At 64.0% G+C, this 26,376-nt stretch carries 24 protein-coding genes; 12 read left to right on the top strand and 12 right to left on the bottom strand.

Features of this window, described 5'->3' with window-relative positions; translation table 11 throughout:
- The 10 genes from EXV95_RS22190 to serA form a co-directional block, all read right to left on the bottom strand.
- Positions 1–345: an FmdB family zinc ribbon protein gene (locus tag EXV95_RS22190; RefSeq protein WP_176888523.1), complete on the bottom strand. Its 345-nt coding sequence runs from the start codon at positions 343–345 to the stop codon at positions 1–3.
- An 89-nt stretch (positions 346–434) separates the two neighbouring features.
- A complete protein-coding gene (locus EXV95_RS22185; protein WP_121422475.1) occupies positions 435–1,886 on the bottom strand; it encodes a sodium:solute symporter family protein in 1,452 nt (483 codons plus the stop codon).
- Positions 1,887–2,057: 171 nt separating this feature from the next.
- Positions 2,058–3,623, bottom strand: a complete 1,566-nt coding sequence (gene ubiB, locus EXV95_RS22180; protein ID WP_121422474.1) for a ubiquinone biosynthesis regulatory protein kinase UbiB — start codon at positions 3,621–3,623, stop codon at positions 2,058–2,060.
- Positions 3,620–4,231, bottom strand: a complete 612-nt coding sequence (locus EXV95_RS22175) for an SCP2 domain-containing protein (RefSeq protein ID WP_121507413.1) — start codon at positions 4,229–4,231, stop codon at positions 3,620–3,622. Before EXV95_RS22175 ends, ubiB begins: the two co-directional genes overlap by 4 nt.
- A gap of 54 nt (positions 4,232–4,285) precedes the next feature.
- Positions 4,286–5,299 carry a Tim44 domain-containing protein gene (locus EXV95_RS22170; RefSeq protein WP_055399128.1) on the bottom strand — a complete coding sequence of 338 codons (1,014 nt, stop codon included), beginning with the start codon at positions 5,297–5,299 and terminating at the stop codon, positions 4,286–4,288.
- 36 nt (positions 5,300–5,335) lie between these two features.
- Positions 5,336–6,067 carry a bifunctional demethylmenaquinone methyltransferase/2-methoxy-6-polyprenyl-1,4-benzoquinol methylase UbiE gene (gene ubiE / locus EXV95_RS22165; protein WP_121507415.1) on the bottom strand — a complete coding sequence of 244 codons (732 nt, stop codon included), beginning with the start codon at positions 6,065–6,067 and terminating at the stop codon, positions 5,336–5,338.
- 214 nt (positions 6,068–6,281) lie between these two features.
- Entirely contained in the window at positions 6,282–6,704 is a 423-nt protein-coding gene (locus EXV95_RS22160) for a gamma-butyrobetaine hydroxylase-like domain-containing protein (protein WP_121507416.1), read from the bottom strand.
- A gap of 80 nt (positions 6,705–6,784) precedes the next feature.
- Entirely contained in the window at positions 6,785–7,216 is a 432-nt protein-coding gene (locus tag EXV95_RS22155) for an HIT family protein (RefSeq protein WP_176888522.1), read from the bottom strand.
- Entirely contained in the window at positions 7,216–11,133 is a 3,918-nt protein-coding gene (locus EXV95_RS22150) for an FAD/FMN-binding oxidoreductase (RefSeq protein WP_176888521.1), read from the bottom strand. Before EXV95_RS22150 ends, EXV95_RS22155 begins: the two co-directional genes overlap by 1 nt.
- A 72-nt stretch (positions 11,134–11,205) precedes the next feature.
- The gene (gene serA / locus EXV95_RS22145; RefSeq protein WP_121422467.1) at positions 11,206–12,435 is read right to left on the bottom strand and encodes a phosphoglycerate dehydrogenase; all 1,230 of its coding nucleotides are present in this window, start codon (positions 12,433–12,435) and stop codon (positions 11,206–11,208) included.
- A 297-nt stretch (positions 12,436–12,732) separates the two neighbouring features.
- Between serA and ugpB the strand changes: the two genes are divergently transcribed.
- The 6 genes from ugpB (at position 12,733) to ugpQ (ending at position 18,132) form a co-directional block, all read left to right on the top strand.
- A complete protein-coding gene (gene ugpB / locus EXV95_RS22140) occupies positions 12,733–14,049 on the top strand; it encodes a sn-glycerol-3-phosphate ABC transporter substrate-binding protein UgpB (protein WP_055399138.1) in 1,317 nt (438 codons plus the stop codon).
- 120 nt (positions 14,050–14,169) lie between these two features.
- Positions 14,170–15,051 (top strand): sn-glycerol-3-phosphate ABC transporter permease UgpA, encoded by an 882-nt coding sequence (gene ugpA, locus EXV95_RS22135; protein ID WP_176888520.1) that lies wholly within the window; start codon positions 14,170–14,172, stop codon positions 15,049–15,051.
- A gap of 2 nt (positions 15,052–15,053) precedes the next feature.
- The gene (gene ugpE / locus EXV95_RS22130; RefSeq protein WP_121422465.1) at positions 15,054–15,905 is read left to right on the top strand and encodes a sn-glycerol-3-phosphate ABC transporter permease UgpE; all 852 of its coding nucleotides are present in this window, start codon (positions 15,054–15,056) and stop codon (positions 15,903–15,905) included.
- A gap of 61 nt (positions 15,906–15,966) precedes the next feature.
- Positions 15,967–16,977, top strand: coding sequence for a sn-glycerol-3-phosphate import ATP-binding protein UgpC (locus EXV95_RS22125; protein WP_055399144.1), 1,011 nt, complete (start codon positions 15,967–15,969; stop codon positions 16,975–16,977).
- Between the two features lie 4 nt (positions 16,978–16,981).
- Complete coding sequence (locus EXV95_RS22120; protein WP_121422464.1) at positions 16,982–17,350, top strand: VOC family protein; 369 nt, start codon at positions 16,982–16,984, stop codon at positions 17,348–17,350.
- Complete coding sequence (ugpQ, locus tag EXV95_RS22115) at positions 17,347–18,132, top strand: glycerophosphodiester phosphodiesterase (RefSeq protein ID WP_176888519.1); 786 nt, start codon at positions 17,347–17,349, stop codon at positions 18,130–18,132. The genes EXV95_RS22120 and ugpQ overlap by 4 nt, the downstream gene beginning before the upstream one ends.
- Before the next feature lie 111 nt (positions 18,133–18,243).
- On the opposite strand, the gene EXV95_RS22110 is transcribed toward ugpQ, so the two are convergent.
- Together EXV95_RS22110 and EXV95_RS22105 are read right to left on the bottom strand one after the other, a co-directional pair.
- Positions 18,244–19,212 carry a tripartite tricarboxylate transporter substrate binding protein gene (locus tag EXV95_RS22110; RefSeq protein ID WP_176888518.1) on the bottom strand — a complete coding sequence of 323 codons (969 nt, stop codon included), beginning with the start codon at positions 19,210–19,212 and terminating at the stop codon, positions 18,244–18,246.
- A 176-nt stretch (positions 19,213–19,388) separates the two neighbouring features.
- Positions 19,389–19,667, bottom strand: a complete 279-nt coding sequence (locus EXV95_RS22105; protein WP_176888517.1) for a hypothetical protein — start codon at positions 19,665–19,667, stop codon at positions 19,389–19,391.
- A 72-nt stretch (positions 19,668–19,739) separates the two neighbouring features.
- Here EXV95_RS22105 and hemA point away from each other — a divergent pair, with 72 nt between their 5' ends.
- The 6 genes from hemA to EXV95_RS22075 all read left to right on the top strand — a co-directional run bounded on the left by hemA (position 19,740) and on the right by EXV95_RS22075 (position 26,279).
- A complete protein-coding gene (gene hemA, locus EXV95_RS22100) occupies positions 19,740–21,059 on the top strand; it encodes a glutamyl-tRNA reductase (RefSeq protein WP_176888516.1) in 1,320 nt (439 codons plus the stop codon).
- Positions 21,060–21,172: 113 nt separating this feature from the next.
- Entirely contained in the window at positions 21,173–22,285 is a 1,113-nt protein-coding gene (gene prfA / locus EXV95_RS22095) for a peptide chain release factor 1 (protein ID WP_176888515.1), read from the top strand.
- Positions 22,286–22,358: 73 nt separating this feature from the next.
- Positions 22,359–23,201: a peptide chain release factor N(5)-glutamine methyltransferase gene (gene prmC / locus EXV95_RS22090; protein ID WP_176888514.1), complete on the top strand. Its 843-nt coding sequence runs from the start codon at positions 22,359–22,361 to the stop codon at positions 23,199–23,201.
- Between the two features lie 61 nt (positions 23,202–23,262).
- The gene (grxD, locus tag EXV95_RS22085; protein ID WP_176888513.1) at positions 23,263–23,586 is read left to right on the top strand and encodes a Grx4 family monothiol glutaredoxin; all 324 of its coding nucleotides are present in this window, start codon (positions 23,263–23,265) and stop codon (positions 23,584–23,586) included.
- 155 nt (positions 23,587–23,741) lie between these two features.
- Complete coding sequence (locus EXV95_RS22080; RefSeq protein ID WP_055399161.1) at positions 23,742–24,749, top strand: AAA family ATPase; 1,008 nt, start codon at positions 23,742–23,744, stop codon at positions 24,747–24,749.
- Between the two features lie 171 nt (positions 24,750–24,920).
- The gene (locus tag EXV95_RS22075) at positions 24,921–26,279 is read left to right on the top strand and encodes a hemolysin family protein (protein WP_176888512.1); all 1,359 of its coding nucleotides are present in this window, start codon (positions 24,921–24,923) and stop codon (positions 26,277–26,279) included.
- Positions 26,280–26,376 lie beyond the last annotated feature (97 nt).

Below are 26,376 nucleotides of genomic sequence, written 5' to 3'. Positions count from 1 at the left end.
TCAGCTCGCAGAGGAGGTGGAAGTGGTAGAACTGCCACCAGCGCTTGGTGCTGCTGCACCAGATGCTTCTTTTTTAGGAGCATCACCAGAACTTGCCGGCGCCGCGGCCTCGGTTTTCGGTTCTGTCTTGCTGTCCGTCGCGGGGGCAGAACTGCCACCGCTGCCACCGCGAAAATCGGTCACATACCAGCCCGAGCCCTTGAGCTGGAAGCCGGCCGCTGTGACCTGCTTGGAAAATGCTTCCGCGCCGCAGGCGGGGCACACCGTGAGGGGCGCATCAGAGATTTTTTGCAGCACATCCTTGGCATGGCCGCAGGAGCCGCATTTGTAGGCGTAAATAGGCATGTCAGTGTGTTGAGGGAAAGTGCAAAACCCTCAATTATAGGCGGCATGCCCATCCTCAAGCCCCACGCACTGGGCATGGGGCGATGCAATCAGCTGGCGCTGCCCTCGTAGTGGGTGACGTGGCCTTTGTGGTCGTCGATCCACTGCGGTGCCAGCGAGCCCCCGATCATGCCGACCAATGCCGCCAGCACCCCAGCCAGTTGCTGCGGGAACGCTTCGGACAGCATGGGGCTGGCCACAAACAGCAGCCACACACCCAGGCCCATGGCCACCGCCAGGATGGCGCCCTGGGTGGTCGCGCGCTTCCAGTACAGGCCGAACACCAGGGGGACAAAAGCCCCCACCAGCGGTACCTGGTAAGCGCCCGACACCAGTTCATAGATCGACGTGCCCTGCATGGTGATCGCGTAAGTGAGCACGCAGGCGGTAAACACGAGCACCGAAATGCGCATGGCCTTCAGTGTCTGGGCATCGGTCATGCCAGGCCGCAGGTTGTGCAGGATGTTCTCCACAAAGGTGGTGGACGGTGCGAGCAACGTGGCAGAGGCGGTGGACATGATGGCCGAGAGCAGCGCGCCAAAGAAGGCGATCTGAAGAATCAGCGGCATGCGTTCCATCACCAGCGTGGGCAGCACTTTCTGGGGGTCGTCCTTGAGCAGCGCCTGGGCAGTTTCGGGCATGACCAACACGGCGGCCGTAACGACAAACATGGGGATGAAGGCAAACAGCAGGTACAGCACCCCTCCGATGACCGGGCCGGTGCGCGCTGTCTCGGCGCTGTTGGACGACATCACGCGCTGAAAAACATCCTGCTGGGGTATGGAGCCCAGCATCATCGTGATCGCGGCGGCAAAGAAGAAGGTCCACTCCTTGAGCCCACCTGTGGGGAAGAACTGGAACTTGCCTTCACGCGCGGCATATTCCACGACCTTACCCGCCCCTCCGGCCAGGTCCGCCGCGTACCAGGCGATGGCCAGCAGCCCCACGGCGATCACAATCATCTGGACAAAGTCGGTCATGGCCACCGACCACATGCCGCCATACAGGGTGTAGACCAGAACGATGACCGTACCGATGACCATGCCCATGGTGACGGACACATACCCCTGCGTCAGCAGGTTGAACACCAGCCCCAGAGCTGTGATCTGAGCAGCCACCCAGCCCAGGTAGCTGAACATGATGATGGCTGAACAAGCCACTTCGATCACACGCCCGTAACGCTGGCGGTAGTAGTCACCCAGGGTGATGAGGTTTTTCTTATAAAGCTTGTAGGCAAAAAACAGCCCCACAAGAACGAGGCACATGGAGGCGCCAAATGGGTCCTCCACCACCGCACCCAGCCCACCATCCACAAACCGGGCTGACACACCGAGAACGGTTTCCGAGCCAAACCAGGTCGCAAAGGTCGTGGCTATCACCACAGCCAGGGGCAGGCTGCGGCCCGCCACCGCATAGTCGGCCGTGTTGTGCACGCGCGTGGCGGCATACAGGCCGATACCAATCGAGACCAGCAGGTACAGAACGATGAATGTGATCAGCATGGCGCCGCTCCGAAACTCCAAGGAAGGTTACAAAAAGCAGGTGTGCGCCCGGCGTGCCGTGGGCCGACACGCCGAGGCCCCTGCAGATCCAGGGGTGACCACTTTGCTACAAAATTCGTAACAAAAGTTGCAGCGGATTATGAAGGCAACTTTCGTGCCGTTCGCGCCGTTTCAGAAAATCCGCATCCGCACAAACAACTGCATCGCCAGAAGGCCCAGCACAAAACCGACGCCGCCATAAATGATGGACTGGAGCAGCCGGTTGGTACGGTGCTGGACTTCCAGCAGTTCGCGCAAGGCTTGCTGCTGGTCCGCCGGGCGCTGCCGCAAGGCGTCGTGCAGCAGGCGCGGCAGCTCGGGAATCAGCTTGGCATAGTGGGGCGCCTCGGCCCGCAGCTCCCGCCACAGGCGCTGCGGCCCCATCTGCTCCAGCATCCACTTCTCCAGGAAGGGCTTGGCCGTGCTCCACAGGTCCAGCTCCGGGTCCAGCTCGCGGCCCAGGCCTTCGATGTTGAGCAGGGTCTTTTGCAACAGCACCAGCTGGGGCTGAATCTCAACGTGGAAGCGGCGCGAGGTCTGGAACAGGCGCATCAGCACCATGCCCAGCGATATCTCTTTGAGCGGGCGATCAAAGTACGGCTCGCACACGGCGCGGATGGCCGATTCGAGATCGTTCACCCGTGTCTCGGGCGGCACCCAGCCACTTTCGATGTGCAGCTCCGCCACGCGTTTGTAGTCGCGCCGGAAGAACGCCACGAAGTTCTGCGCCAGGTACTCCTTGTCAGACTCGGTGAGCGTGCCCACGATGCCGAAATCCAGCGAGATATAGCGCCCAAAGGTGGCCGGATCCAGGCTCACCTGGATGTTGCCGGGGTGCATGTCGGCATGAAAGAAGCCGTCACGGAACACCTGGGTGAAGAAGATGGTGACGCCGTCGCGCGCGAGTTTGGGGATGTCCACCCCGGCTTCCCGCAGGCGCTCGATCTGGCTGATGGGCACACCGTTCATGCGCTGCATCACCATGACCTCGGGGTGGCAGAAGTCCCAGAAAATCTCAGGGATCAGCACCAGGTCCAGCCCCTGCATGTTGCGGCGCAGCTGCGCGGCGTTGGCGGCCTCCCGCACCAGATCGAGTTCGTCGTGCAGATAGTTGTCGAACTCGGCCACCACCTCGCGGGGCTTGAGGCGCTTGCCGTCGGCCGACAGGCTCTCCACCCACCCGGCCATCATGCGCATGAGACTCAGGTCTTTCTCGATCACAGGCAACATACCCGGGCGCAGCACCTTGACCGCCACCTCGCGCTCGATGCCATGGCGGTCCCGCAGCGTGGCGAAATGCACCTGCGCAATGGAGGCGCTGGCCACCGGCACGCGATCGAAGAACGTGAAAACCTCATCCACCGGCCGCCGGAATGCCCGCTCGATCGTGGCGATGGCGATCTCCGGGTCGAACGGCGGCACGCGGTCCTGCAGCCGGGCCAGCTCGTCGGCCACATCGGGCGGCAGCAGGTCGCGGCGTGTCGAAAGCACCTGGCCGAACTTCACGAAAATGGGCCCCAGGCGCTCCAGCGCCAGGCGCAGCCGCTGGCCGCGCGGTGCATCCAGGTTGCGTCCGAACGACAGGACGCGCGACACCGATCGCAGCCAGGGCTTCTGGAAACTGTCCAGCACCATGGCGTCCAGGCCGTACCGGAACACCACCCACAGGATGGCGCCGCCCCTCAGGAACTGCTTCATGCGCCAGCCCGGTCGGAACCGCTGTTTGGCGCGGAAGGCGTGGAGGGTCCAGATGGCATGGGTGCGACGGCTGAAGACGTTGGTGCAACGCGCGTGCCCACGAACTGGCGCAGCGCCTGCGCAGCGCGGCTCGCCACCTGCGCAACAGTGTGGGCAGGAGCGTCACCAATCACACGCGCCAGGTCCTCCTCGACATCCCAGCGCACGTGATCGACCAGCCAGTTGATTTCGGCGGCCAGTTGCACATCGCCCTCAATGCGGATGGCGGGCTTGTCACCCCGCAGGGCCGTCTGGGCCAGCGCAAAGGGAGAGGTCTCGGTGACGTGAAGCTGCAGATCGGGCGCGGCAGTTTCGGGCGCCAGGTTGAACAGCCCAGCGGGCGTGATGACCAGGGCCATCGAATACGCACGCCACTGCACGCGGGCGATGCGGCCCTTCTGACGCACCAGGCGGTCCATGGCCTCTTTTTCTTGCATCAGTACATGGTTGAGGAACAGCACCATGCGCTGCTGCATCTCATGCACGAGCCACTGGGGGGGTTGGGGGCCGGCGGCCACACGCTCAAAGAGGCCGTCCAGAAACGAAAAAGGGGACTGTGGTGTTGCCATAGTCCCCGATTATTCCCTGAACTGGGATAGCCCCACAGCGGGGCATTTCCTTTATTACTGCAGGGCCTGCACGCCGGCCACCAGCCAGCCGCTGCTGCCGGCCTTGGGCTTGGTCATGTTCCAGACCTCGCGGAAGGGGCTCGGGCCGGCTGAGGGCTCTTCGCGGATCATGCCGGAGAACTCGACGCTGGCCATGTAGCCGTCGCCCAGGTCTTCAATGCCCAGCAACTGGGCTTCGATCATGACCACATCGGTGTGGTTGGGCTGCATGCCACGGTGGTCTTCGCGCTCCGTGAGCTGGGTGCGAATCTCGCCGAGCATGCTGTCGGTCATCATGGAGCGCAGGGTGGCGATGTCCGAACGGTCCCAGGCCGCTTGCAAGGTGACGAAGTTGCGCTTGGCGGCAGACAGGAAGCCCTCGGTATCAAAGCCTTCAGGAATCCCCCAGTTCTGCGACCCGGACAGGCCCGAGCCGATCACCACGCCCGAACCCGCACCGCCTTGTGCAGCGCGCGAGGCATCAAACGCCATGCTGCTGCGCTCCCAGGGGCGCGCCGAGGCGTCGTTGCCCACGTTGTTGGGGCTGTACTGCGGAGGCACCTGCGCTGCGGCGGGCGTGGCAGCACCCGCGCCCTGGAACGCGAACGGCGCACCACCGGCAGCAGCGCCACCGTTGCCACCGCCACTGCGTGCGCGCATCACCATCTTGAAGATGGCAAACGCGGCCACGGCCAGCAACGCAATCATCAGAATGTTGGCAAACCCTGCACCCAGCCCCAACGAGCTGGCCAGCCAGGCCAAGCCCAGGCCAGCGGCCAGGCCACCCAGCATCGCGCCCCAAGGCTTCTTGGCCGCAGCAGCGGCCGGAGCTGCACCCGCAGCAGGCGGCTTGGCAGCCGCCGCATTGGTCGCATTCTGGGCGGGCGCACCCGGCGCTGCCGACTCACGCTGCGTAACGTTGCTCGATTGCTGCCCCGTCGATTTACCACCGCCCAGTCGCCGGGCGTCGGCATCGGCGTGCGCAAACGCCAGCATCGCAACCAACACCACAGACCACAGTTTCATCATGACTTCTCCGTCTCCGTTAATGACTGAGCGAAACGCTCAGCACTTGATTCCAACATGCAAGGCCACAATCCCCCCAGTCATGTTGTGATAGTCCACATGCCCAAAGCCATTTTTTTGCATGAGGCTTTTGAGCTCTTCCTGCCCGGGGTGCATGCGGATGGACTCGGCCAGGTAGCGGTAGCTGGCGTCGTCGCCCGCCACCAGCTTGCCCAACTGGGGCAGCACCTTGAACGAATACCAGTCGTACACCTTTTCGAGTGGCTTTGCGACCTTTGAAAACTCCAGCACCAGCAGCTTGCCGCCGGGCTTGAGCACGCGGCACATTTCGGCAATCGCCTGGTCCTTGTGCGTCATGTTGCGCAGGCCAAAAGCAACGCTCACCACATCGAAATGTGCGTCGGGGAACGGCAGCTTCTCGGCATCGCAGACCAGTGTCGGCAACACCACACCCGCATCAATCAGGCGGTCGCGCCCCACGCGCAGCATGGCTTCGTTGATGTCGGTGTGCACCACACGGCCGGTGGCGCCCACCTTCTTGGAGAACGCCAGCGCCAGGTCGCCCGTGCCCCCTGCAATATCGAGCACCTGGCTGCCTTCGCTGAGGTTGGCCACCATCACGGTGTAGGCCTTCCAGGCACGGTGCAGGCCCGCCGACATGAGGTCGTTCATCACGTCGTACTTGGAGGCCACGGAGTCGAACACGCCGCGCACGCGGCGTGCTTTTTCCTGCTCGTCCACCGACTGAAAACCGAAATGCGTGGTGCTCATAAGATTCATGCTAGGCGCGTGAACGCCAGAGGTACAGCGACAACCCCGCACTGAAATGGGGCATCTGTCGCAATTTGGACAACGCTATTGAAAAGAAATCAGCCGCCAGCGCTTTTCTACATTGCGCCAAAAGCTATTATTTCAATAGCACCTTGACAGACAAGGGCTTCCGCAGTGTTCTGCGCTCCGCCAGAAAAACACCCGGCCCGCAGCCTCAATGACTGCCACAGGCATGGCCACCGGCACCACCCTGAGGCGCCATCGGCGCATCGCGGTCCGCCCCCGCAGCGGCCAGCCGCTCGGTGTACTGGGTCCACAGCGCGTCTTGCTTGTCGCCCAGTTCGTAGAGGTAGTCCCAGGTGAAGATGCCGCTGTCATGCCCATCAGAAAACGTGGGCTTGACCGCATAGTTGCCCACGGGTTCCAGGTTGACCAGCGTGACCTCCCGCTTGCCCGTCTGCAGCACTTCCTGGCCTGGGCCGTGGCCCTGCACTTCTGCCGACGGTGAATACACGCGCATCAGCTCGAACGGAATGCGGAACGTGGTGCCATCGGAGAAGCCTACTTCGAGCACCCGCGATGCCTCGTGCACCGTGATTGCCTGCGGCGTGGGCGCACCCGCTTTCAAACCTGCCATGGATTCACCTGTGAGAAAACTGTTGTCAGAAACGACCTCTGAGATTGTCCCACCCGCTCTGGGGCACACCGCAAACAGGGTTACCGGGTAGGCAACTGGGCCAGCCGCGATTGCAACTGCGCCTCCAGCGCGGGCAGCAGGGTCCGCACGCCGGCCTCTTGCGCCGCCGGGCTGGGCCGCTGCGCCGCCGCCCACACGGGCGATGGAAAGTGACTGTCCCAGTCAAACCGCGCAATCACATGCCAGTGCAGGTGCGGCACCATGTTGCCCAGCGCCGCGATGTTGACCTTGGTGGGCGACAGGTGCTGGCGCAGGGCCAGCTCCACCAGGACCACTGCCTCCATGCAGTGCACACGATCAACGGCAGCCAGGTCCGAGAACTCGGCCGCATGTGCATTCCACACCACGCGATAGAAGGCAGGAAACCCCGCATCATGCGCACGGATGACACGCAGGCGCTCGCCACGCCAGACCAATGCGCCGCCGTCTTCAGCGCACAAGAGGCAGGTCATCAGACCAGCACCCGCTCAATGCCGCCGTTGTTGGCACGGTGTACGTACTCAGGCATCCAGTTCTCGCCCAGAATCTCGCGCGCCATCTCGACCACGATGTAGTCGGCTTCGAGCAGGCCGTTGTTCAGATCGCCTTCGTAGCGGTTCAGGCCCTGCAGGCAGCTGGGGCAGCTGGTGAGAATCTTCACGTTGTCCTGGGCGCCCACGGCACCGATCTCGCGCAGCTTGGCCTCGCCCTTCTTGATTTCTTCTTCCTTACGGAAACGCACCTGCGTGGACACGTCAGGCCGGGTCACTCCCAGCGTGCCCGACTCGCCGCAGCAACGCTCACTCTTCAAGACCTGCTCGCCCACCAGCGCCTTCACGGTCTTCATCGAGTCCTGCAGCTTCATGGGGTTGTGGCAGGGCTCGTGGTACAGATAGGCGCCCTTGCCTTGCAGCTGGATACCCTTTTCGAGCAGGTACTCGTGGATGTCGATGATGCGGCTGCCCGGGAAGATCTTGTCAAACTCGTAGCCCTGCAACTGGTCGTAGCAGGTGCCGCAACTCACCACCACGGTCTTGATATCCAGGTAGTTGAGGGTGTTCGCCACGCGGTGGAAGAGCACACGGTTGTCCGTGATCATCTTCTCGGCCTTGTCGAACTGGCCCGAGCCGCGCTGCGGGTAGCCGCAGCACAGGTATCCGGGCGGCAGCACGGTCTGCACACCGGCGTGCCACAGCATGGCCTGCGTGGCCAAACCCACCTGGCTGAACAGGCGTTCGGAGCCACAACCGGGGAAGTAGAACACCGCCTCCGTCTCCGCGGTGGTGGCCTGCGGGTTGCGGATGATGGGCACGTAGTCCTTGTCCTCGATGTCGAGCAGCGCGCGCGCCGTCTTCTTGGGCAAGCCGCCCGGCAGCTTCTTGTTGATGAAGTGGATCACCTGCTCCTTGATCGGAGCCGTGCCCACCGTCGCAGGCGGCTTGGCCGTCTGCTTGCGGCCCACCTTGCGCAGCAGGTCCACGGCCAAGCGCTGAGCCTTGAAGCCCACATCCACCATGGCCGAGCGCATGAACTTGATGGTGTCCGGGTTGGTGGCGTTGAGCATGGTCATCGCCAGCGCGTTGCCGGGGCGGAAGGTCTTCTTGCCCATCTTGCGCAGCAGGTTGCGCATGTTCATGGTGACGTCGCCGAAGTCGATCTTCACCGGGCAGGGGCTCTCGCATTTGTGGCACACCGTGCAGTGGTCGGCCACGTCCTCAAACTCCTGCCAGTGCTTGATGCTCACGCCCCGGCGGGTCTGCTCTTCGTACAAAAACGCCTCGACCAGCAGCGAGGTGGCCAGGATCTTGTTGCGCGGGCTGTAGAGCAAATTGGCGCGTGGCACGTGCGTGGAGCACACGGGTTTGCACTTGCCGCAGCGCAGGCAGTCCTTGACGCTGTCGGCAATCGCGCCGATGTCGCTCTGCTGCATGATCAGCGACTCGTGGCCCATCAGCCCGAAGCTGGGCGTGTAGGCATTCGTCAAATCGGCGTGCATCAACGCAGCGTTTGAAGCGCTTTTGGCCTCTAGCGCTTGTCCATAAAGCGCGGGCAGCTCCTGATTTCGGAGCAACTTACCCTTGTTGAAGCGACCTTCCGGGTCCACCTTGCGCTTGTACTCGGCAAAGGGGCGCAGCTCTTCGTCGGTCAAAAACTCCAGCTTGGTGATGCCAATGCCGTGTTCGCCCGAGATCACGCCGTTGAGGCTGCGCGCCAGCACCATGATGCGCGCCACGGCCTCGTGCGCGGTCTGCAGCATCTCGTAGTCGTCGCTGTTGACGGGCAGGTTGGTGTGCACATTGCCGTCACCAGCGTGCATGTGCAGCGCGACCCACACCCGACCCTTGAGCACGCGCTTGTGGATGGCCACAGCCTCGTCCAGGATGGGCTTGAACGCAGCGCCGGTGAAAATGCCTTGCAGCGGCGCCCGCAGCTGGGTCTTCCAGCTCGCACGCAGGGTGTGGTCCTGCAGTTGGGGGAACAGTGTTTCCACATCGTGCAGCCAGCCTTGCCACAGCGCGCGCACCCCTTCCACCAGGGCGATGGCCTGGGCTACGCGCTCCTGCAGCAGCTCGGGCGATGGGACTTCGTCGTCGGCGTCATGCTTGCCCAGGGGCAGGTTGCCGCGCTCGAAGAACTCGGTCAGCGCGTCGCACAGCTTGATCTTGTTGCGCAGGCTCAGCTCGATGTTGATGCGCTCGATGCCATCGGTGTACTCGGCCATGCGCGGCAGAGGGATCACCACGTCTTCGTTGATCTTGAAGGCGTTGGTGTGGCGGCTGATGGCCGCCGTCTTCTTGCGGTCGGCCCAGAACTTCTTGCGCGCATCGGCCGTGATGGCCACGAAACCTTCACCGCTGCGGGTGTTGGCCAGGCGCACGACCTCGCTGGTCACGCGGGCCACGTCGTCGGCGTTGTCGCCCGCGATGTCGCCAATCAGCACCATCTTGGGCAGGCCGCCGTTGCCCTTCTTGCTCTTGGTGGCGTAGCCCACCGCCTTCAGGTAGCGGTCATCCAGGTGTTCCAGGCCCGCCAGCAGCACGCCACTGCGCTTTTGCTCGGCGAACATGAAGTCCTTGATCTCTACGATGGAGGGCACGGCGTCCTTGGCGTTGCCGAAGAACTCCAGGCACACGGTGCGCGTGTGCTCGGGCATGCGGTGCACCACCCAGCGCGCGCTGGTGATCAGGCCGTCGCAGCCTTCCTTCTGGATGCCGGGCAGGCCCGCGAGGAACTTGTCCGTCACATCCTTGCCCAGGCCTTCCTTGCGGAAAGTCTTGCCTGGAATGCTCAGGCGCTCGGTGCGCACGGGCGTCTTGCCATCGGCCTCGAAATACTGCAGCTCGAAGGTGGCCGTCTCCACGTCATGGATCTTGCCCATGTTGTGGTCCAGGCGCGTCACTTCGAGCCACTGGGCGTCGGGCGTGACCATGCGCCAGCTGGCCAGGTTGTCCAGCGCCGTGCCCCACAGCACGGCCTTCTTGCCGCCCGCGTTCATGGCGATGTTGCCGCCAATGCAGGAAGCCTCGGCACTGGTCGGGTCCACCGCAAACACAAAACCAGCGCGCTCGGCCGCATCGGCCACACGCTGGGTGACCACGCCGGCTTCAGTCCACACCGTGCCCACCTCGCGGTCCAGGCCCGGCAGGCGGCGCATCTCCACCTCGGTCATGGCTTCAAGCTTTTCGGTGTTGATGACCACGCTCTTCCAGGTCAGCGGAATCGCGCCGCCGGTGTAGCCGGTGCCGCCCCCCCGGGGAATGATGGTCAGGCCCAGCTCGATACAGCCCTTGACCAGGCCCGCCATCTCGACCTCGGTGTCGGGGGTCAGCACCACGAACGGGTACTCGACACGCCAATCGGTCGCATCGGTCACATGGCTCACGCGCGAGAGGCCATCGAACTTGATGTTGTCCTTGGCCGTCAGGCGGCCCAGCGTCTTCTGGATCTGGCGGCGCAGCTGCGCGGCCTGCTCGAAGGTGGCGTTGAACTCGGCCACTGCGCGGCGCGCAGCGACGACCAGTTCACCCACCAGACGGTCGCGTCCGGCGTCATCGGCGGGGGTGCGGCGCTTTTCGATCTCGCCCAGGCGGTGCTGGAGAGCATCGACCAGCAGCTTGCGGCGGTTGGGGTTGTCCAGCAGGTCGTCCTGCAGGTAAGGGTTGCGCTGCACGACCCAGATATCGCCCAGCACTTCATACAGCATGCGGGCCGAGCGGCCGGTGCGGCGCTCTTTGCGCAATTGGTCCAGCACCTCCCAGGATGAGGACCCCAGCAGGCGGATCACGATCTCCCGGTCGGAGAACGAGGTGTAGTTATAGGGAATTTCTCGCAGACGGGCAGGCTCGGCGGCCTGCGTCTGCAAGGCCGCCAACGCGATCGGAACATTCATGGGGGTCTACCTGGGGTGGGGGCGTGATTTTATGCCACGGTGCCCTCCCCGCGTCGGCCCCCACTCTGGCGCTCAGAACAGCACGCGGCTGCGCAGGGTTCCGCCGACCTGCGCAAGCTTGTCCAATGCCAGATCCGACGATGCGGCGTCGATGTCGATCACCACGTAGCCGATCTTCTCGTTGGTCTGCAAGTACTGGGCCGAGATGTTGATCTGGTTGTCCGAGAAGATGCGGTTGATCTCCGACAGCACGCCCGGCACGTTGCGGTGGATGTGCAGCAGGCGGTGCTTGCCGGGGTGGGCGGGCAGCGCGACCTCTGGAAAGTTCACCGACGAGGTGCTGGTGCCGTTGTCGCTGTATTTCACCAACTTTTCCGCCACTTCGAGGCCGATGTTGGCCTGTGCCTCCATGGTGGAGCCGCCGATGTGGGGAGTCAGGATCACGTTGTCCAGGCCACGCAGGGGGGACTGGAACTCGTCCTTGTTGGTGCGTGGCTCGACCGGGAACACGTCGATGGCTGCACCCAGCAGCTTCTTGGCCTTGAGCGATGCGGCCAGCGCTTCAATATCCACCACCGTGCCCCGCGCGGCGTTGATGAGGATGCCGCCTGGCTTCATGGCCGCGATCTCGGCGGCGCCGATCATTCCCTCGGTGGACGGCAACTCGGGAACGTGCAGGCTCACGATGTCGCTCTGGCCCAGCAGGTCGTGCAGGTGCTGCACCTGGCGGGCATTGCCCAGGGGCAGCTTGTTGACGACATCAAAGAAGGCCACGTGCATGCCCATCGCCTCGGCCAGCACCGACAGCTGGGTGCCGATGGAGCCGTAGCCCACGATGCCCAGGGTCTTGCCCCGGATTTCATACGCGTTGTCGGCCGACTTGAGCCAGCCGCCCCGGTGCGCCACCGCGTTCTTTTCGGGGATACCGCGCAGCAGCAGGATGGCTTCCGCCAGCACCAGCTCGGCCACCGAGCGGGTGTTGGAGTACGGCGCGTTGAACACCGCAATGCCACGCTCGCGCGCTGCGTTCAGATCCACTTGGTTGGTGCCAATGCAAAAGCAGCCCACGGCCACGAGCTTGTGGGCCTGGGCAAACACTTCCTCGGTGAGCTGCGTGCGCGAGCGGATGCCCACAAAGTGCACATCCGCGATCTTGCGCTTGAGCTCATCGTCGGGCAGTGCGCCAGACACCGTCTCGATCTGCGTATAGCCCGCCGCGCGGATCACATCCACCGCAGAGGAGTGAATGCCTTCGAGCAGCAGAAATTTGATCTTGTTCTTGTCCAGCGAATTGGTGGCCATGGCAATGAGAAAGAAGGAGATGGAGAAAAGAACCCGGCGCGCTGCGGCGCGAACGAACCGGTGCGACAGGGACCAGCGAACAGTCACCAGCATGGTGCATTGCACAAAACCTTGCAAGCCTCGGCAAATGCGCCACACCTTGTCACAAAAGAGTCACAATCGCTCCCCTTGCGGGTTACCCAAGGGGTTTCCCGGTTGTTGCAAGCGCTGGGGTCATGCGACAACGACATATCAATGTCACATCGGCTGCATAGCATCCAGCCTTTGTGCTTTTCGTCATCCTCGGAGGAAATATTCATGCAAACGAAGCATCTGGCGGTCTGCGCTGCCATCGCCCTGTCGGTCTGCGCACCTGCGCAAGCCCAGGCGCAGCAAGTTGAGATTCAGTGGTGGCATTCGATGAGCGCAGCGCTGGGCGACTGGGTCAATGACCTGGCCAAGCAGTACAACGCCAGCCAGACCAAGTACAAGGTCGTGCCCACTTACAAGGGCACTTATGACGAATCCATGACAGGCGCCATCGCTGCCTTCCGTGCGGGCAACGCCCCCCACATCCTGCAGGTGTTTGAAGTGGGCACCGCCACCATGATGGCCAGCAAGGGCGCTATCGTGCCCGTCGCCAAGGTATTGAACGACGGCGGCTTCAAGTTCGACCCCACCCAGTACGTGTCGGCTGTGGCTGGCTACTACACCGCGCCCAACGGCCAGATGCTGAGCTACCCGCTCAACAGCTCCACGACGGTGTTCTATTACAACAAGGATGCCTTCAAGAAGGCCGGCCTGGACGCCGACAAGCCGCCCAAGACCTGGCCCGAAGTGTTTGCCGCTGCGTCCAAGCTCAAGGCCAGCGGCCACAGCTGCCCGTTCACCACCAGCTGGATCAGCTGGACGCAGCTGGAAAGCTTCTCGCTGTGGCACAACACGCTGTTCGCATCCAAGAACAACGGCTTTGACGGCAACGACGCCCAGCTGCAGGTCAACTCGCCATTGCACGTGCGCCACTTCGAGAACCTGGCCAAGGCCTCCAAGGACGGCAGCTTCGTCTACAAGGGCCGTGGCAACGTGCCGGACGCATCGTTCCCATCGGGCGAGTGCGCCATGATGACGGGCTCCTCGGGCCTGTACGCCCGCGTGGCCAAGGAAGCCAAGTTTGCCTACGGCATCTCGGCCCTGCCCTACTACCCTGATGTAAAGGGTGCTCCCCAGAACACCGCCATCGGTGGTGCCAGCCTGTGGGTGATGTCTGGCAAGAAGGCCGAGGAATACAAGGGCGTGGCCGATTTCCTGAACTTCCTGAACGACACCAAGGTCCAGGCTGCGAGCCACCAGCGCACCGGCTACCTGCCTGTGACCATGGGCGCCTACCAGCTGACCGAGGCTTCGGGCTTCTACACCAAGAACCCCGGCACCGACGTGGCCGTGACGCAGATGATCAAGAAGGCCACGGATAAGTCGCGCGGCATCCGCCTGGGCAACTTCGTGCAGATCCGCGCCATCATCGACGAGGAAACCGAGCAGATCTGGTCGGGCAAGAAGTCGCCCAAGGAAGCACTGGACACGGCCGTGACCCGTGGCAACGAGCAACTGGGCCGCTTCGCCCGCGCCAACAAGTAAACACTGCCGAACATCTGCCGATACCGCCCAGCAGCACTGCAGGGTGGCATCGAAAGCCCGCCGCCCCGTCAACCCTATTGGTTCACGGGGCGGCGGGGTTTTCTTTTTGAGAGTTTCGACATGGAAAAACGCGTTTTATTCCGCTCTGCATGGCTGCCATGGGTGCTTCTGGCACCCCAACTGGCCATCATCAGCGTCTTCTTTTTCTGGCCAGCCGGCCAAGCCCTGGTGCAGTCGTTCCAGATGCAGGACTCCTTCGGGTTTTCGAAGGAATGGGTCGGTTTCGACAATTTCCGGGACCTGTTCCAGGACCCGGGTTACCTGGCATCGTTCAAGACCACGGCCTTCTTCTCGATCCTGGTGGCGGTCAGCGGCATCACGCTGTCGCTGTTCCTCGCGATCTTTGCCGACCGCATCATCAAGGGCGCCATGGTCTACAAGACCGCGCTGCTGCTGCCCTACGCCGTGGCGCCTGCGGTGGCGGGCGTGCTGTGGATGTTCATGTTCTCGCCCTCGCTGGGCGTGGTGGCCTACCTGCTGCGCCAGTCGGGTTTCGACTGGAACCACATGCTCAACTCCGACCATGCGATGGCGCTGATCGTGATTGCGGCGGTGTGGAAGCAGATCTCCTACAACTTCCTGTTCTTCCTGGCGGGCTTGCAGTCCATCCCCAAGTCGCTCATCGAGGCGGCCGCGATTGACGGTGCAGGCCCATGGCGCCGCTTCTGGAGCATCCAGTTCCCGCTGCTGTCGCCCACCACGTTCTTCCTGCTGGTGATCAATGTGGTGTATGCGTTCTTCGACACCTTCGCCATCGTGGACGCCACCACGCAGGGCGGCCCGGGCCGCGACACCTCCATCCTGGTCTACAAGGTGTACCACGATGGCTTCAAGGCCATGGACATGGGCGGATCGGCCGCACAGTCGGTGGTGCTGATGGCCATCGTCGTTGTGCTCACCGTCATCCAATTCCGCTACGTCGAGAAAAAGGTTCAATACTAAAAATGGTCGAACGCAGCCCTTATCTCACCGCGTTCTCGCACCTCATCATGGTGCTGGGCGTGATCATCGTCGGCTTCCCGCTGTACCTGGCCTTCGTGGCCTCCACCCACACGGCGCAGGACATCGTGCAGGTGCCCATGCCCATGGTGCCCGGCGGCAACTTCTGGCAGACCTACCACGACGCCTTGTTCGGCGGCGGAACCGGCGCGGGCTCTACCGCACCCGTGGCGCACATGATGTGGGTGAGTTTTGTCACCGCCATGGTCATCACGCTGGGCAAGATCGCCATCTCGCTGTTGTCGGCGTTTGCCATCGTGTACTTCCGCTTCCCTTTCAAGGGCATCTGCTTCTGGCTGATCTTCATCACGCTGATGCTGCCCGTGGAAGTGCGTATCGGGCCCACCTACCAGGTGGTGTCGGACCTCGGCATGCTCAACACCTATGCGGGCCTCACGGTGCCGCTGATCGCCTCGGCCACGGCCACGTTCCTGTTCCGGCAGTTCTTCCTCACGGTGCCCGATGAACTGGTCGAAGCCGCGCGGGTGGATGGCGCCGGCCCGATGCGCTTTTTCAAGGACATCCTGGTGCCGCTGTCGCGCACCTCGATTGCCGCGCTGTTCGTGATCCAGTTCATCTACGGCTGGAACCAGTATCTGTGGCCCCTGTTGGTGACCACGTCCGAAGACATGTACCCCGTGGTGATCGGCATCAAGCGCATGCTGGCCGGCGGCGACGCAGGCAACGAGTGGAACATCGTGATGGCCACGGCCCTGCTGGCCATGCTGCCACCTGCCTTTGTGGTGGTGGTCATGCAGCGCTGGTTCGTCAAGGGCCTGGTGGACACCGAAAAATAAAGATAAAACAGGCCCTACCGCTTCATACATCTGCGCTAGCAGCTACATATTTAATAGCAAAATGGCATCCATCTCTCTTCGCAACATCATCAAGCGCTACGGGCACGGCCCCAAGGCCAACCAGGTCATCCACGGCGTGAACGCCGAGGTCAAGGACGGTGAATTCATCGTGATCGTCGGCCCCTCGGGCTGCGGCAAATCCACCCTGCTGCGCATGGTGGCAGGCCTGGAAGAAATCTCTGGCGGCGAACTGCGCATCGGCGACCGCGTGGTGAACAACCTGGAACCTGCCCAGCGCGACATCGCGATGGTGTTCCAGAACTACGCGCTGTACCCGCACATGACGAACTTCGACAACATGGCGTATGGCCTGAAGATCGCCAAGGTGCCCAAGGACGAGATCAAGGCGCGCGTGGACAAGGCCGCCAAGATCCTCGAACTGGGCCACCTGCTCGAACGCAAGCCGCGCGAACTCTCGGGCGGCCAGCGCCAGCGCGTGGCCATGGGCCGCGCCATCGTGCGCCAGCCCCAGGTGTTTCTGTTCGACGAGCCGCTGTCCAACCTGGACGCCAAGCTGCGCGCCCAGACCCGCCTGGAGATTCAGAAGCTGCACCGCGAGCTGGGCATCACCAGCCTGTTCGTCACACACGACCAGGTCGAGGCCATGACATTGGCTGAACGCATGATCGTGATGAACGCCGGCAACATGGAACAGTTCGGCACGCCCGAAGAGGTCTACCACACGCCCGCCTCCACCTTCGTGGCCAGCTTCATCGGCTCGCCGCCCATGAATCTGCTCAAGAACGCGCCGAGCGCCGCCCCCGGCACCATCCTGGGCATCCGCCCCGAGCACCTGGATGTGCGCAGCGAAGGCTGGGCGGTCACGGTCGAGACGGTGGAGCTGCTGGGCGCCGAGCGCCTGATCTATGGCCGCATCAATGGCGAGCAGATCATCGTGCGCGTTGAAGAAGGCACGCACTCCCCTGCGCCCGATTCCGTGATCCATGTTCAGCCCCGCGCAGATCGCCTGCACGCGTTCGATGCCACCACCGGCAAGCGCATCGCGGCCTGAACCGATGCCACCCAAGCCAGCTGCCAGTACCGGGGGCAAGGTTCAGGCCACAGTCCCGGTGCTGGCGTCGCTGGACCTTGCAGAAACCCTGCGGTTCTACACCAGGCACCTGGGCTTTGATCCGCTGCTGGAGATGGACAACTACCTGATCCTGCAGCGCGATGGCTGCGAGCTGCACTTCTGGCCCTGCACCGAGCGCCACATTGCAGAGAACACCTCGTGTTATGTGCGTGCCGACACAGAAGCGCTGCACGCGGATTTCACGGCGCGCGGCCTGCAGCTGGCGCCACCTGTTGTCCAGCCCTGGGGCATGAAGGAGATGTTCGTCATCGACCCCCACGGCAACCTGCTGAAATTTGGTGAACCCGCATGAGCGCCCCATCTCCCATCCTCGCCCCCTGGCCCTACCCCCGCTGGATCGCCCACCGCGGCGCCGGCAAGCTCGCGCCTGAAAACACCCTGGCCGCCTTCCGGCTGGGAGCACAGCATGGCTATCGCATGTTCGAGTGCGATGCCAAGCTGAGTGCCGACGGCGTACCGTTTCTGATGCACGATGCCACGCTGGACCGCACGACCAATGGCGCGCAGGCACTGGGCTCAGCAGCGAGCGCGGTCGGGGGCGATCACCCCTGGGCGGCCCTGTCACAGCTGGATGCTGGCGCCTGGCATTCACGCAGCTACGCCGGCGAGCCGCTACCCACGCTGGAGAACATTGCGCACTACTGCATCGCCAACGGGTTCTTGCTGAACATCGAGATCAAGCCAACACCCGGCGTGGAGGAAAAGACAGGCCAGGTAGTGGGCGAGCATGCGGCGCGGCTGTGGCACGGCCAGGCGGTGTTGCCCCTGTTCTCGTCATTCCGACCCGAAGCGCTGGCTGGCGCCCGCACCACAGCACCCCACATCCCCCGCGCCCTGTTGCTGGACACGCTGTGGGACGGCTGGCACAACACGGCCCGCGAGCTGGGCTGCGTGGCCATCGTCTGCAACCACGCGCTGTGGGATGCGGCGCTGGTTGCGCGCGTCCACGGCGACGGCCTGCGCGCGCTGAGCTACACGGTGAACGACGACTGGGCCGCACAGCGGCTCATCGCCCTGGGCACGGACGGCATCATCACCGACCGCGTGGACTTCTTTTCGCCCGCCACGCCATAGGGCGCGCCTTCAAACCATCCACGCCCCAAGCCAGTGCCACCGTGGAACCGGCTTCGCCGGGCCAGGGGTCGCGTCCCCCTTCAGGGGGAAGGCGCGCAGCGCCTCAGGGGGTCAGTCCAGCTTCGCGCCCGACTTTTTCACCGCCTCGGCCCAGCGTGGCATCTCGGACGCCAGGAATTTCGCGAAGTCCTCCGAGCCCAGAAACGCCGGGTCGGCCCCCTGGCTCACCATGCGGTTGCGCACATCGGGCATCTGCAGCACCTGGCCGAAGGCCTCGCTGAGCTTGTTCACAGCCTCCTTGGGCGTGCCGGCCGGGGCCAGAAAGCCATAGAAACCCACCACCTCGAATCCCTTGATGCCGCTCTCGATCACCGTGGGCACATCGGGCAGTGCGGGGTTGCGCTCCTTGCTGGTCACCGCCAGGGCGCGCACCTTGCCCTGTTTGTGGTACGCGGCGGCCTGCGGAATGCTCTCGGCCATGAACTGCACCTGCCCGCCCATCAGGTCGGTGAACGCCGGGGCGCTGCCCCGGTAGGGGATGTGCACCATGAACAATCCCGTGGCGGTCTTGAACATCTCGGGCACCAGGTGGCTGATGCCACCATTGCCCGCCGAGCCAAAGTTGACCTGGCCCGGCTTGGCCCGGGCGTAGTCCATGAACTCCTTGAGGCTCTTGGCAGGCACGTTGGGGTTCACCAGCAGCGCCAGTGGCTGCATGGCGGTGCGCGCAATCGGCACAAAGTCCTTGAGGGTCGAATACGGCAACCGGCTGTAGAGCCCCGGGTTGATCACCATCACACCCGTGTTGGCCAGCATGATGGTGTGGCCATCGGGCGGTGCTTTCATCACGTCCTGCGCGCCCACGGTGCCACCGGCACCGGCCTTGTAGTCCATCACCACGGGCTGGCCGAGCACGGCCTGCAGCTTATCGGACAGCAGGCGTGCATGCTGGTCCAAAGGCCCGCCAGCCGGGAAGCCCACGACCACACGTATGGGTTTGGACGGAAAAGCCTGTGCGTGCACGGCAGCGGAAAGGGCCAAGCCCGCAGCCAGGGTGATCCAGGTACGCAGCAGCTTCATGGGGAATGTCTCCAGCAGTCGGTATAGGGGGCTTCGTCAGCGGCGGGTCAAACCGCCAATACCCATGACATGGCACGCCATAGGGGCGGCACCAAGGCTATCAGACACAAGGGCGCCAGAGCCCCCAAAACCACCCCTCGCAAACCCTCAAAACACGTGACGGCTTGCTGAAAGCTTCAAGCCTTCCAGCCCCGCACCAGCACCCACTGGCAGGTAGCGCAGGCCACAACCAGGGCGGCATAGATCAGCATCTTGCCGTCACGCCCCCACAGCACCAGCCCCGCTGCGAGCACCGCCACACCCACGGCAAACAGAATCACCCAGCGCAGCCACACCGACATCGCCGAGGCACTGCGGGAGCCCACCAGACGGCCCGCAAGCACCAACACCAGCGCCATGGCGGCGGCGGGTGCAACAAAGTTGAGAAGGTGGTTGGCGATGTCCAGTGGACCCATGGAATTGACCCAAATCAAGGCTTGAACAAGCAAGGCCGCCTGTTCGGGCCAACAATTTTATAATCCCACCTTATGGCAGTCTGGGCCCTCGGCATCAACCACACCACCGCGCCGCTCGATCTGCGTGGCCGGTTCGCGTTCGCGCTCGACCAGATTGCCCCCACATTGCACGGTTTGCGCCAGTCGCTGGGCACCACCAGCCGCCACCCCGGGGTGGAAACAGCCATCATCTCCACCTGCAACCGCACCGAAATCTACTGCGCGGGCGAGCAGGCCGCCATGGACCATACGCTGGGCTGGCTGGCCCAGAGCGGCGGCGTCAGCCCCGCGCTGCTGCGCTCGCACTCCTACACGCTCGAAGACAGCCTCGTCGCACGCCACGCCTTCCGCGTGGCCAGCGGGCTCGATTCGATGGTGCTGGGCGAGGCCCAGATCCTGGGCCAGATGAAGGATGCCGTGCGCGCCGCCGAAACCGCTGGCGCCCTGGGCACCACGCTCAACCAGCTGTTCCAGCGCAGCTTTGCCGTGGCCAAGGAAGTGCGCAGCAGCACCGAGATTGGTGCGCACAGCATCAGCATGGCCGCCGCCGCAGTGCGTCTGGCGGGCCAGCTGTTTGAAGACATCTCCGAGACCAAGATCTTGTTCGTCGGCGCGGGCGAGATGATTGAACTGTGCGCCACGCACTTCGCAGCCAAGAACCCCAAGGCCATCGCCATTGCCAACCGCACGCTGGAGCGCGGCGAAAAGCTAGCCACCCGGTTTGGCGGCGAGGTGATGCGCCTGGCCGACCTGCCCGAGCGCCTGCACGAGTTTGACGCCGTCATCAGCTGCACGGCCAGCAGCCTGCCCATCATCGGCCTGGGTGCCGTGGAGCGCGCCCTCAAGAAGCGCCGCCACCGCCCCATGTTCATGGTCGATCTGGCCGTGCCGCGCGACATCGAGCCCGAGGTCAAGGCCTTGGGCGACGTGTACCTCTACACCGTGGACGACCTGGCCACCGTGGTGCAAACCGCACAGGCCAACCGCCAGGCCGCCGTGGCCCAGGCCGAGGCCATCATCGACGCGGGCGTGCAGAGCTTCATGCACTGGATGGAGCTGCGCAGCCCTGTCGGCCAAGCCGGTGGTGTGGTACCGCTGATTCAGCAGCTCAACGCCCAGACCGACGAGTGGCGTGCGCTGGAAATCGCGCGCGCCAAGAAGCTGCTGGCCAAGGGCGAGGATGTGGACGCCGTGCTCGAAGCGCTCTCGCGTGGCCTCACGCAGAAGATGCTGCACGGCACCCTGGCCGAGCTGCGCGCGGGCGACGCCGAGATGCGTGCCCAGACGGCCCAGACCGTCTCGCGCCTGTTCCTGCGCTCGCAAAGCAAGACGCCCAACAACAACGGCCTGTAGCGGCGCTCGCCCGCTCCCCAGCTGTTCCGATTTAAGCCAAATCGGCCCCAGGCGCATGATTCATATGCGCCACCAGCTACCAAATCTGTAGCAAACCATTTTTTCAGAATTCCATGAAACCCTTTCTCCGCAGCCAACTGGAGCGCTACGCACAACGCCTGGGCGAACTCGACTTCCTGCTCTCGCGCGAAGACATCATGAGCGACATGGCGCAGTACCGGCGTATCTCCGTCGAGCATGCCGAGGTCACGCAGGTCGCCGGCCGCTACGCCCGCTACCAGCAGCGCGAGGCCGACCTGGCGGGCGCGCGCGAGATGCTGGCCGACCCCGACATGGCCGAGATGGCACAAGAAGAAATCACCAGTGCCGAGGCCGAGCTGCTGCAGCTGGAAGACGAACTGCAGCGCCTGCTGCTGCCCAAGGACCCCGACGACGCACGCAACGCGTTTGTCGAAATCCGCGCGGGCACGGGTGGTGACGAATCCGCCCTGTTCGCAGGCGACTTGACCCGCATGTACACCCGCTACGCCGCCACCGTGGGCTGGAAGGTGGAGGTGGTGAGCGAGAACGCCGCCGAGCTGGGCGGCTACAAAGAAATCGTGCTGCGCATTGAAGGCCAGCCCGGTACGGGCCCCTCCGGTAGCGGTGTGTATGGCGCGCTCAAGTTCGAGTCCGGCGGCCACCGCGTGCAGCGCGTGCCCGCCACCGAGACCCAAGGCCGCATCCATACCAGCGCCTGCACCGTGGCCGTGATGCCCGAGCCCGACGAGCACGAGGCCATCAAGCTCAACCCGGCAGACCTGCGCATCGACACCTTTCGCGCCAGCGGCGCCGGTGGCCAGCACATCAACAAGACCGACTCGGCCGTGCGCGTGGTGCACTTGCCCACCGGCATCGTGGCCGAATGCCAGGACGGCCGCAGCCAGCACAGCAACAAGGCCAAGGCGCTGCAGGTACTGCAGGCCCGCATTCAAGAGAAAGAACGCAGCGAACGCGCCGCCAAGGAGGCCGCGCTGCGCAAGGGCCTGATCGGCAGCGGCGACCGCAGTGACCGCATCCGCACCTACAACTTCCCGCAGGGGCGGCTCACGGACCACCGCATCAACCTCACGCTGTACAAGCTGCTGTACGTGATGGAAGGCGACCTGGGCGACGTGCTGCAGGCCCTGGCCCATGCGCGCGAGGCCGAGCAGCTTGAAGAGCTGGAAATGGGCACCACCAGCTGAGCCCCATTCAAAATTTGAACAAAATTGGCCTCTAGCGCTTATCCATAAAGCGCTAGCAGCTATTAAATCAATAGTGACCAATACATCCCCCACCCTCGCCCAGGCCCTGAACCAGGTCCACACCCTGGGCTTGGCGCGCATCGACGCGCAATTGCTGCTGCTGCACACCCTGGCGCGCCACGACGCAGGCCGCGCCTGGCTACTGGCGCACGACACGGATGCGATGGAAGAGGCAGCACATGCCCAGTTCATCGCCCTGTGCCAGCGCCGCTTGGCGGGCGAGCCGGTGGCCTACCTCACCGGACGCAAGGAGTTCTACGGCCTGCCGCTGCAGGTGGACGCCCGCGTGCTGGACCCACGCCCCGACACCGAAACCCTGGTGGACTGGGCACTGGAAGTGATCGCCCCGCTGACATCGCCGCGCGTGGTGGACCTGGGCACCGGCAGCGGCGCGATTGCACTGGCGCTGCAAAGCCAGCGCGCTGACGCCAAGGTACTGGCGGTGGACGCGAGTGCCGATGCATTGGCCGTGGCCCAGGCCAATGCACAGCGGCTGGGTTTGCCGGTGCGGTTTCAGCGCAGTGATTGGCTGCAAGGCGTGGATGGGTTTTTTGACGCGATCATCTCCAATCCCCCCTACATCGCCAGTGCCGACTCCCACCTGGCCGCGCTGACGCACGAACCCCTGCAGGCCCTGGCCAGCGGCGCAGACGGCCTCGAAGACATCCGTACCATCGTCGCCCAGGCCCCCGCGCACCTGCAGCCGGGCGGCTGGCTATTGCTGGAGCATGGCTACGACCAGGCCCACGCCGTTCAGGCCCTGCTCACCGCACAAGGCTTTGCCCACGTACAAAGCCGCACAGACCTGGCAGGCATCGCCCGCTGTTCTGGTGGCCAGTGGCCGACAGTGAAATAATTCACCCCATTGCGGGCTTTCAAAACCCCACGCCCGCCAGCCCCTTTCAAGGAGTATTCCCATGAGCGACACCCAACAACGCATCGACGCCCTCGTCAAATCCAGCGATATCCTGCTGTTCATGAAGGGCAACGCCAGCTTCCCCATGTGCGGTTTCTCCGGCCGTGCGATCCAGATCCTCAAGGCCTGCGGCGTGGACCCCAAGGCCGTGGTCACCGTCAACGTGCTCGAAGACGACGGAATCCGCCAGGGCATCAAGGAATACAGCAACTGGCCCACGATCCCACAGCTGTACGTGAAGGGCGAGTTCATCGGCGGCTCGGACATCATGATGGAGATGTACGAGTCGGGCGAACTCAAGCAGGTGCTGGGCACCGAAGGCTGATCGACGCGGCCACTACCCCGTGCAAACCAGGCCGCCTTCGGGCGGCCTTTTTGTTTGCCCGCAACAGTGGCACCAATCAGGGGCTTTTCCGGTACTGAAGCGGGCATGTTGTGTGCTTGAATGGTTGCGTGACGTAACCATCACAGGAGCATGCAATGACCAGCCATAGCCTTGTTCCCCAGCCACCCGCCCTGCGCTTGCCGGTGGCCCAGATGCGCAATGTGTTCCACCCCGGTGACGTCGAGCGCAAGCTCGCACGGTTGCAGGAGTCGGGCAACCAGCGCGAATACGAAACCCTGCGCACCGTGTACGAACGCATGCTGGAACGTGGTCCGGAGCGCTTTCAGGTCAAGCCCTCGGGCATCCCCGACATGGCCAGCCTGTATGAGCAGTTGCCCAACTTCACCGAGGTGCTGGACGACGTCAAGCGCCACGTGGCACTGGCGCAGGACAGCAGCGATGGCCTGGAGGTCACGCCCATGCTGCTGCTGGGCCCGCCCGGCATCGGCAAGACCCACTTTGCGCGCCACCTGGCCGAGCTGCTGGGCACGGGCATGAACCTCTTGCCCATGAGCTCCATGACCGCAGGCTGGCTGCTGTCGGGCTCGTCGGCGCAGTGGAAGGGCGCACGCCCGGGCAAGGTGTTCGAGGCGCTGGTGGAGGGCGAATACGCCAACCCTGTGATCGTGGTGGACGAGATCGACAAGGCCAGCAGCGATGCACAGTACGACCCGCTGGGCGCGCTGTACAGCTTGCTGGAGTACGACACCGCCCAGAGCTTTACCGATGAGTTTGCGGAGGTGGCCATCGACGCCAGCCAGGTGATCTGGATCACCACCGCCAACGACACGCGCGGCATCCCCGACCCCATCCTGAACCGCATGAACGTGTTCGAGGTGGAGGCGCCCACGCTGGAGCAGGCGCGCACCATTGCCCGCAACCTGTACCAGGGCATCCGCGCAGGGCACGACTGGGGCCGCCTGCTGGATCCGGAGCCGACGGACGACGTGCTGGACCACCTGGCACAGATGCCCCCCCGTGAGATGCGGCGTGCGCTGATGACGGGCTTTGGCAATGCGCGGCTGGACCGCCGGTCCACCGTGGAGATTGCTGATCTGCCCAAGGCGGCGTCAGGGCGCAGCCGCATCGGTTTCGTGCAATAACAAGGCCCCCGCCGCCAGTCCTGCGCTCGCCCGCAGGACTGGCCTTCGGGGCCCCAACCCCGAAGGCCCACCAGCCCCCCCGGTGTGTGCACACCTGGGGTAGGTGCCTGCGGAACGCCCAGATACACTCAGTCATCCGGTGTGCCGCAGCGCCACGCTCCGTCGCCATTCATGACCCTCTCCCAAAGCCTCTTTGTCATCGGGCTGCTGATTGCAGCCAGCGCCTTTTTCTCCATGGCCGAGATCTCGCTCGCCGCAGCGCGCCGCCTGCGCCTGCGGCAGATGGCCGACGAAGGGGATGCGAGGGCGGACCAGGTGCTGCGCATGCAGGAGCAGCCGGGCGACTACTTCACCGTGGTGCAGGTGGGGCAGAACGCCGTGGCCATCCTGGGCGGCATCGTGGGCGAAGGTGCGCTGAGCCCCCACTTCACCACACTGTTCGGCCTGTGGCTGTCGGAATCAGCCGCGCAGAAGGCGGGCTTTCTCGCCTCGTTCCTGGTCATCACCTCCCTTTTCATTCTGTTTGCCGACCTGTTCCCCAAGCGCCTGGGCATGGCCGAACCTGAGCGGCTGGTGGTGCGGCTGGCGCAGCCCATGGCCTGGTGCATGGCGCTGTTGCGCCCTGTGGTGTGGTTCTACAGCCGGGGGGCAGATGCGCTGTTCCGGGTGCTGGGCATGTCGTCGCTGCGGGACGACCGCATCACCTCGGACGACATCCTGGCGATGATGGAAGCGGGTGCGCGTGCCGGCGTGCTGGCCGCCCGCGAGCAGCAGGTCATCACGAATGTGTTCGAGCTGGACACGCGCATGGTGTCCAGCGCCATGTCCCCCCGCGACCGTGTGGCCTTCTTCTTGCGCGACGAGCCGGACTCCGTGATCCGCCTGCGCATTGCGGCCGAGCCTTTCTCCACCTACCCCGTGTGCGAGGGCGACATCGACCATGTGGTGGGCTATGTGGATGCCAAGGACCTGTTCCAGCGCGTGCTGAACAACCAGCCCATCTCGCTGGCCGATGACAGCCTGGTGCGCAAAGTGTTGATCGTGCCGGACCGGCTGACCCTATCGGAGGTGCTGGAGCAGTTCCGACAGGTGCACGAGGACTTTGCTGTCATCGTGAACGAATACAGCCTGGTGGTGGGCGTGGTCACGCTGAACGACGTGATGAGCACCGTGATGGGCGACCTGGTCGGCCCGGCGGATGAAGAGCAGATTGTGCGGCGCGATGAAAACTCGTGGCTCATCGACGGCGTCACACCGGTCGAGGACGTGCTGCGCGCACTGTCGCTGGACGAGCTGCCCCACGCGGGCGACTACGAAACCCTGGCCGGGTTCCTGATGGTGATGCTGCGGCGCGTTCCGCGCCGGACGGACAGCGTGAGCTGGGGTGGCTACAAGTTCGAGGTGCTGGACGTGGACAGCTACCGCATCGACCAGGTCATGGTGTCTCGCCTCGGTACCACCCAGTCAGCAGGTTCCGGCCAGACCATCCCGGCCTCGCCAGCAGACAGCGCTGCGCCGACTTCGACCTAGACCTGCGGGCGAATGGGCTCCATCGGCTTTTCGGGAGCTGACTCCTGTTGCCGCTTGCAGAATTTCAGAAAAATCAGCCGGCGGTTTAAACAACGAA

The sequence above is a fragment of the Acidovorax sp. JMULE5 genome, from assembly GCF_013376875.1.
In the GTDB taxonomy this organism is placed as follows: domain Bacteria; phylum Pseudomonadota; class Gammaproteobacteria; order Burkholderiales; family Burkholderiaceae_C; genus Acidovorax; species Acidovorax facilis.
Note: the sequence above shows the minus strand (reverse complement) of the source record. Positions and strands in the feature narration are given on the sequence as shown.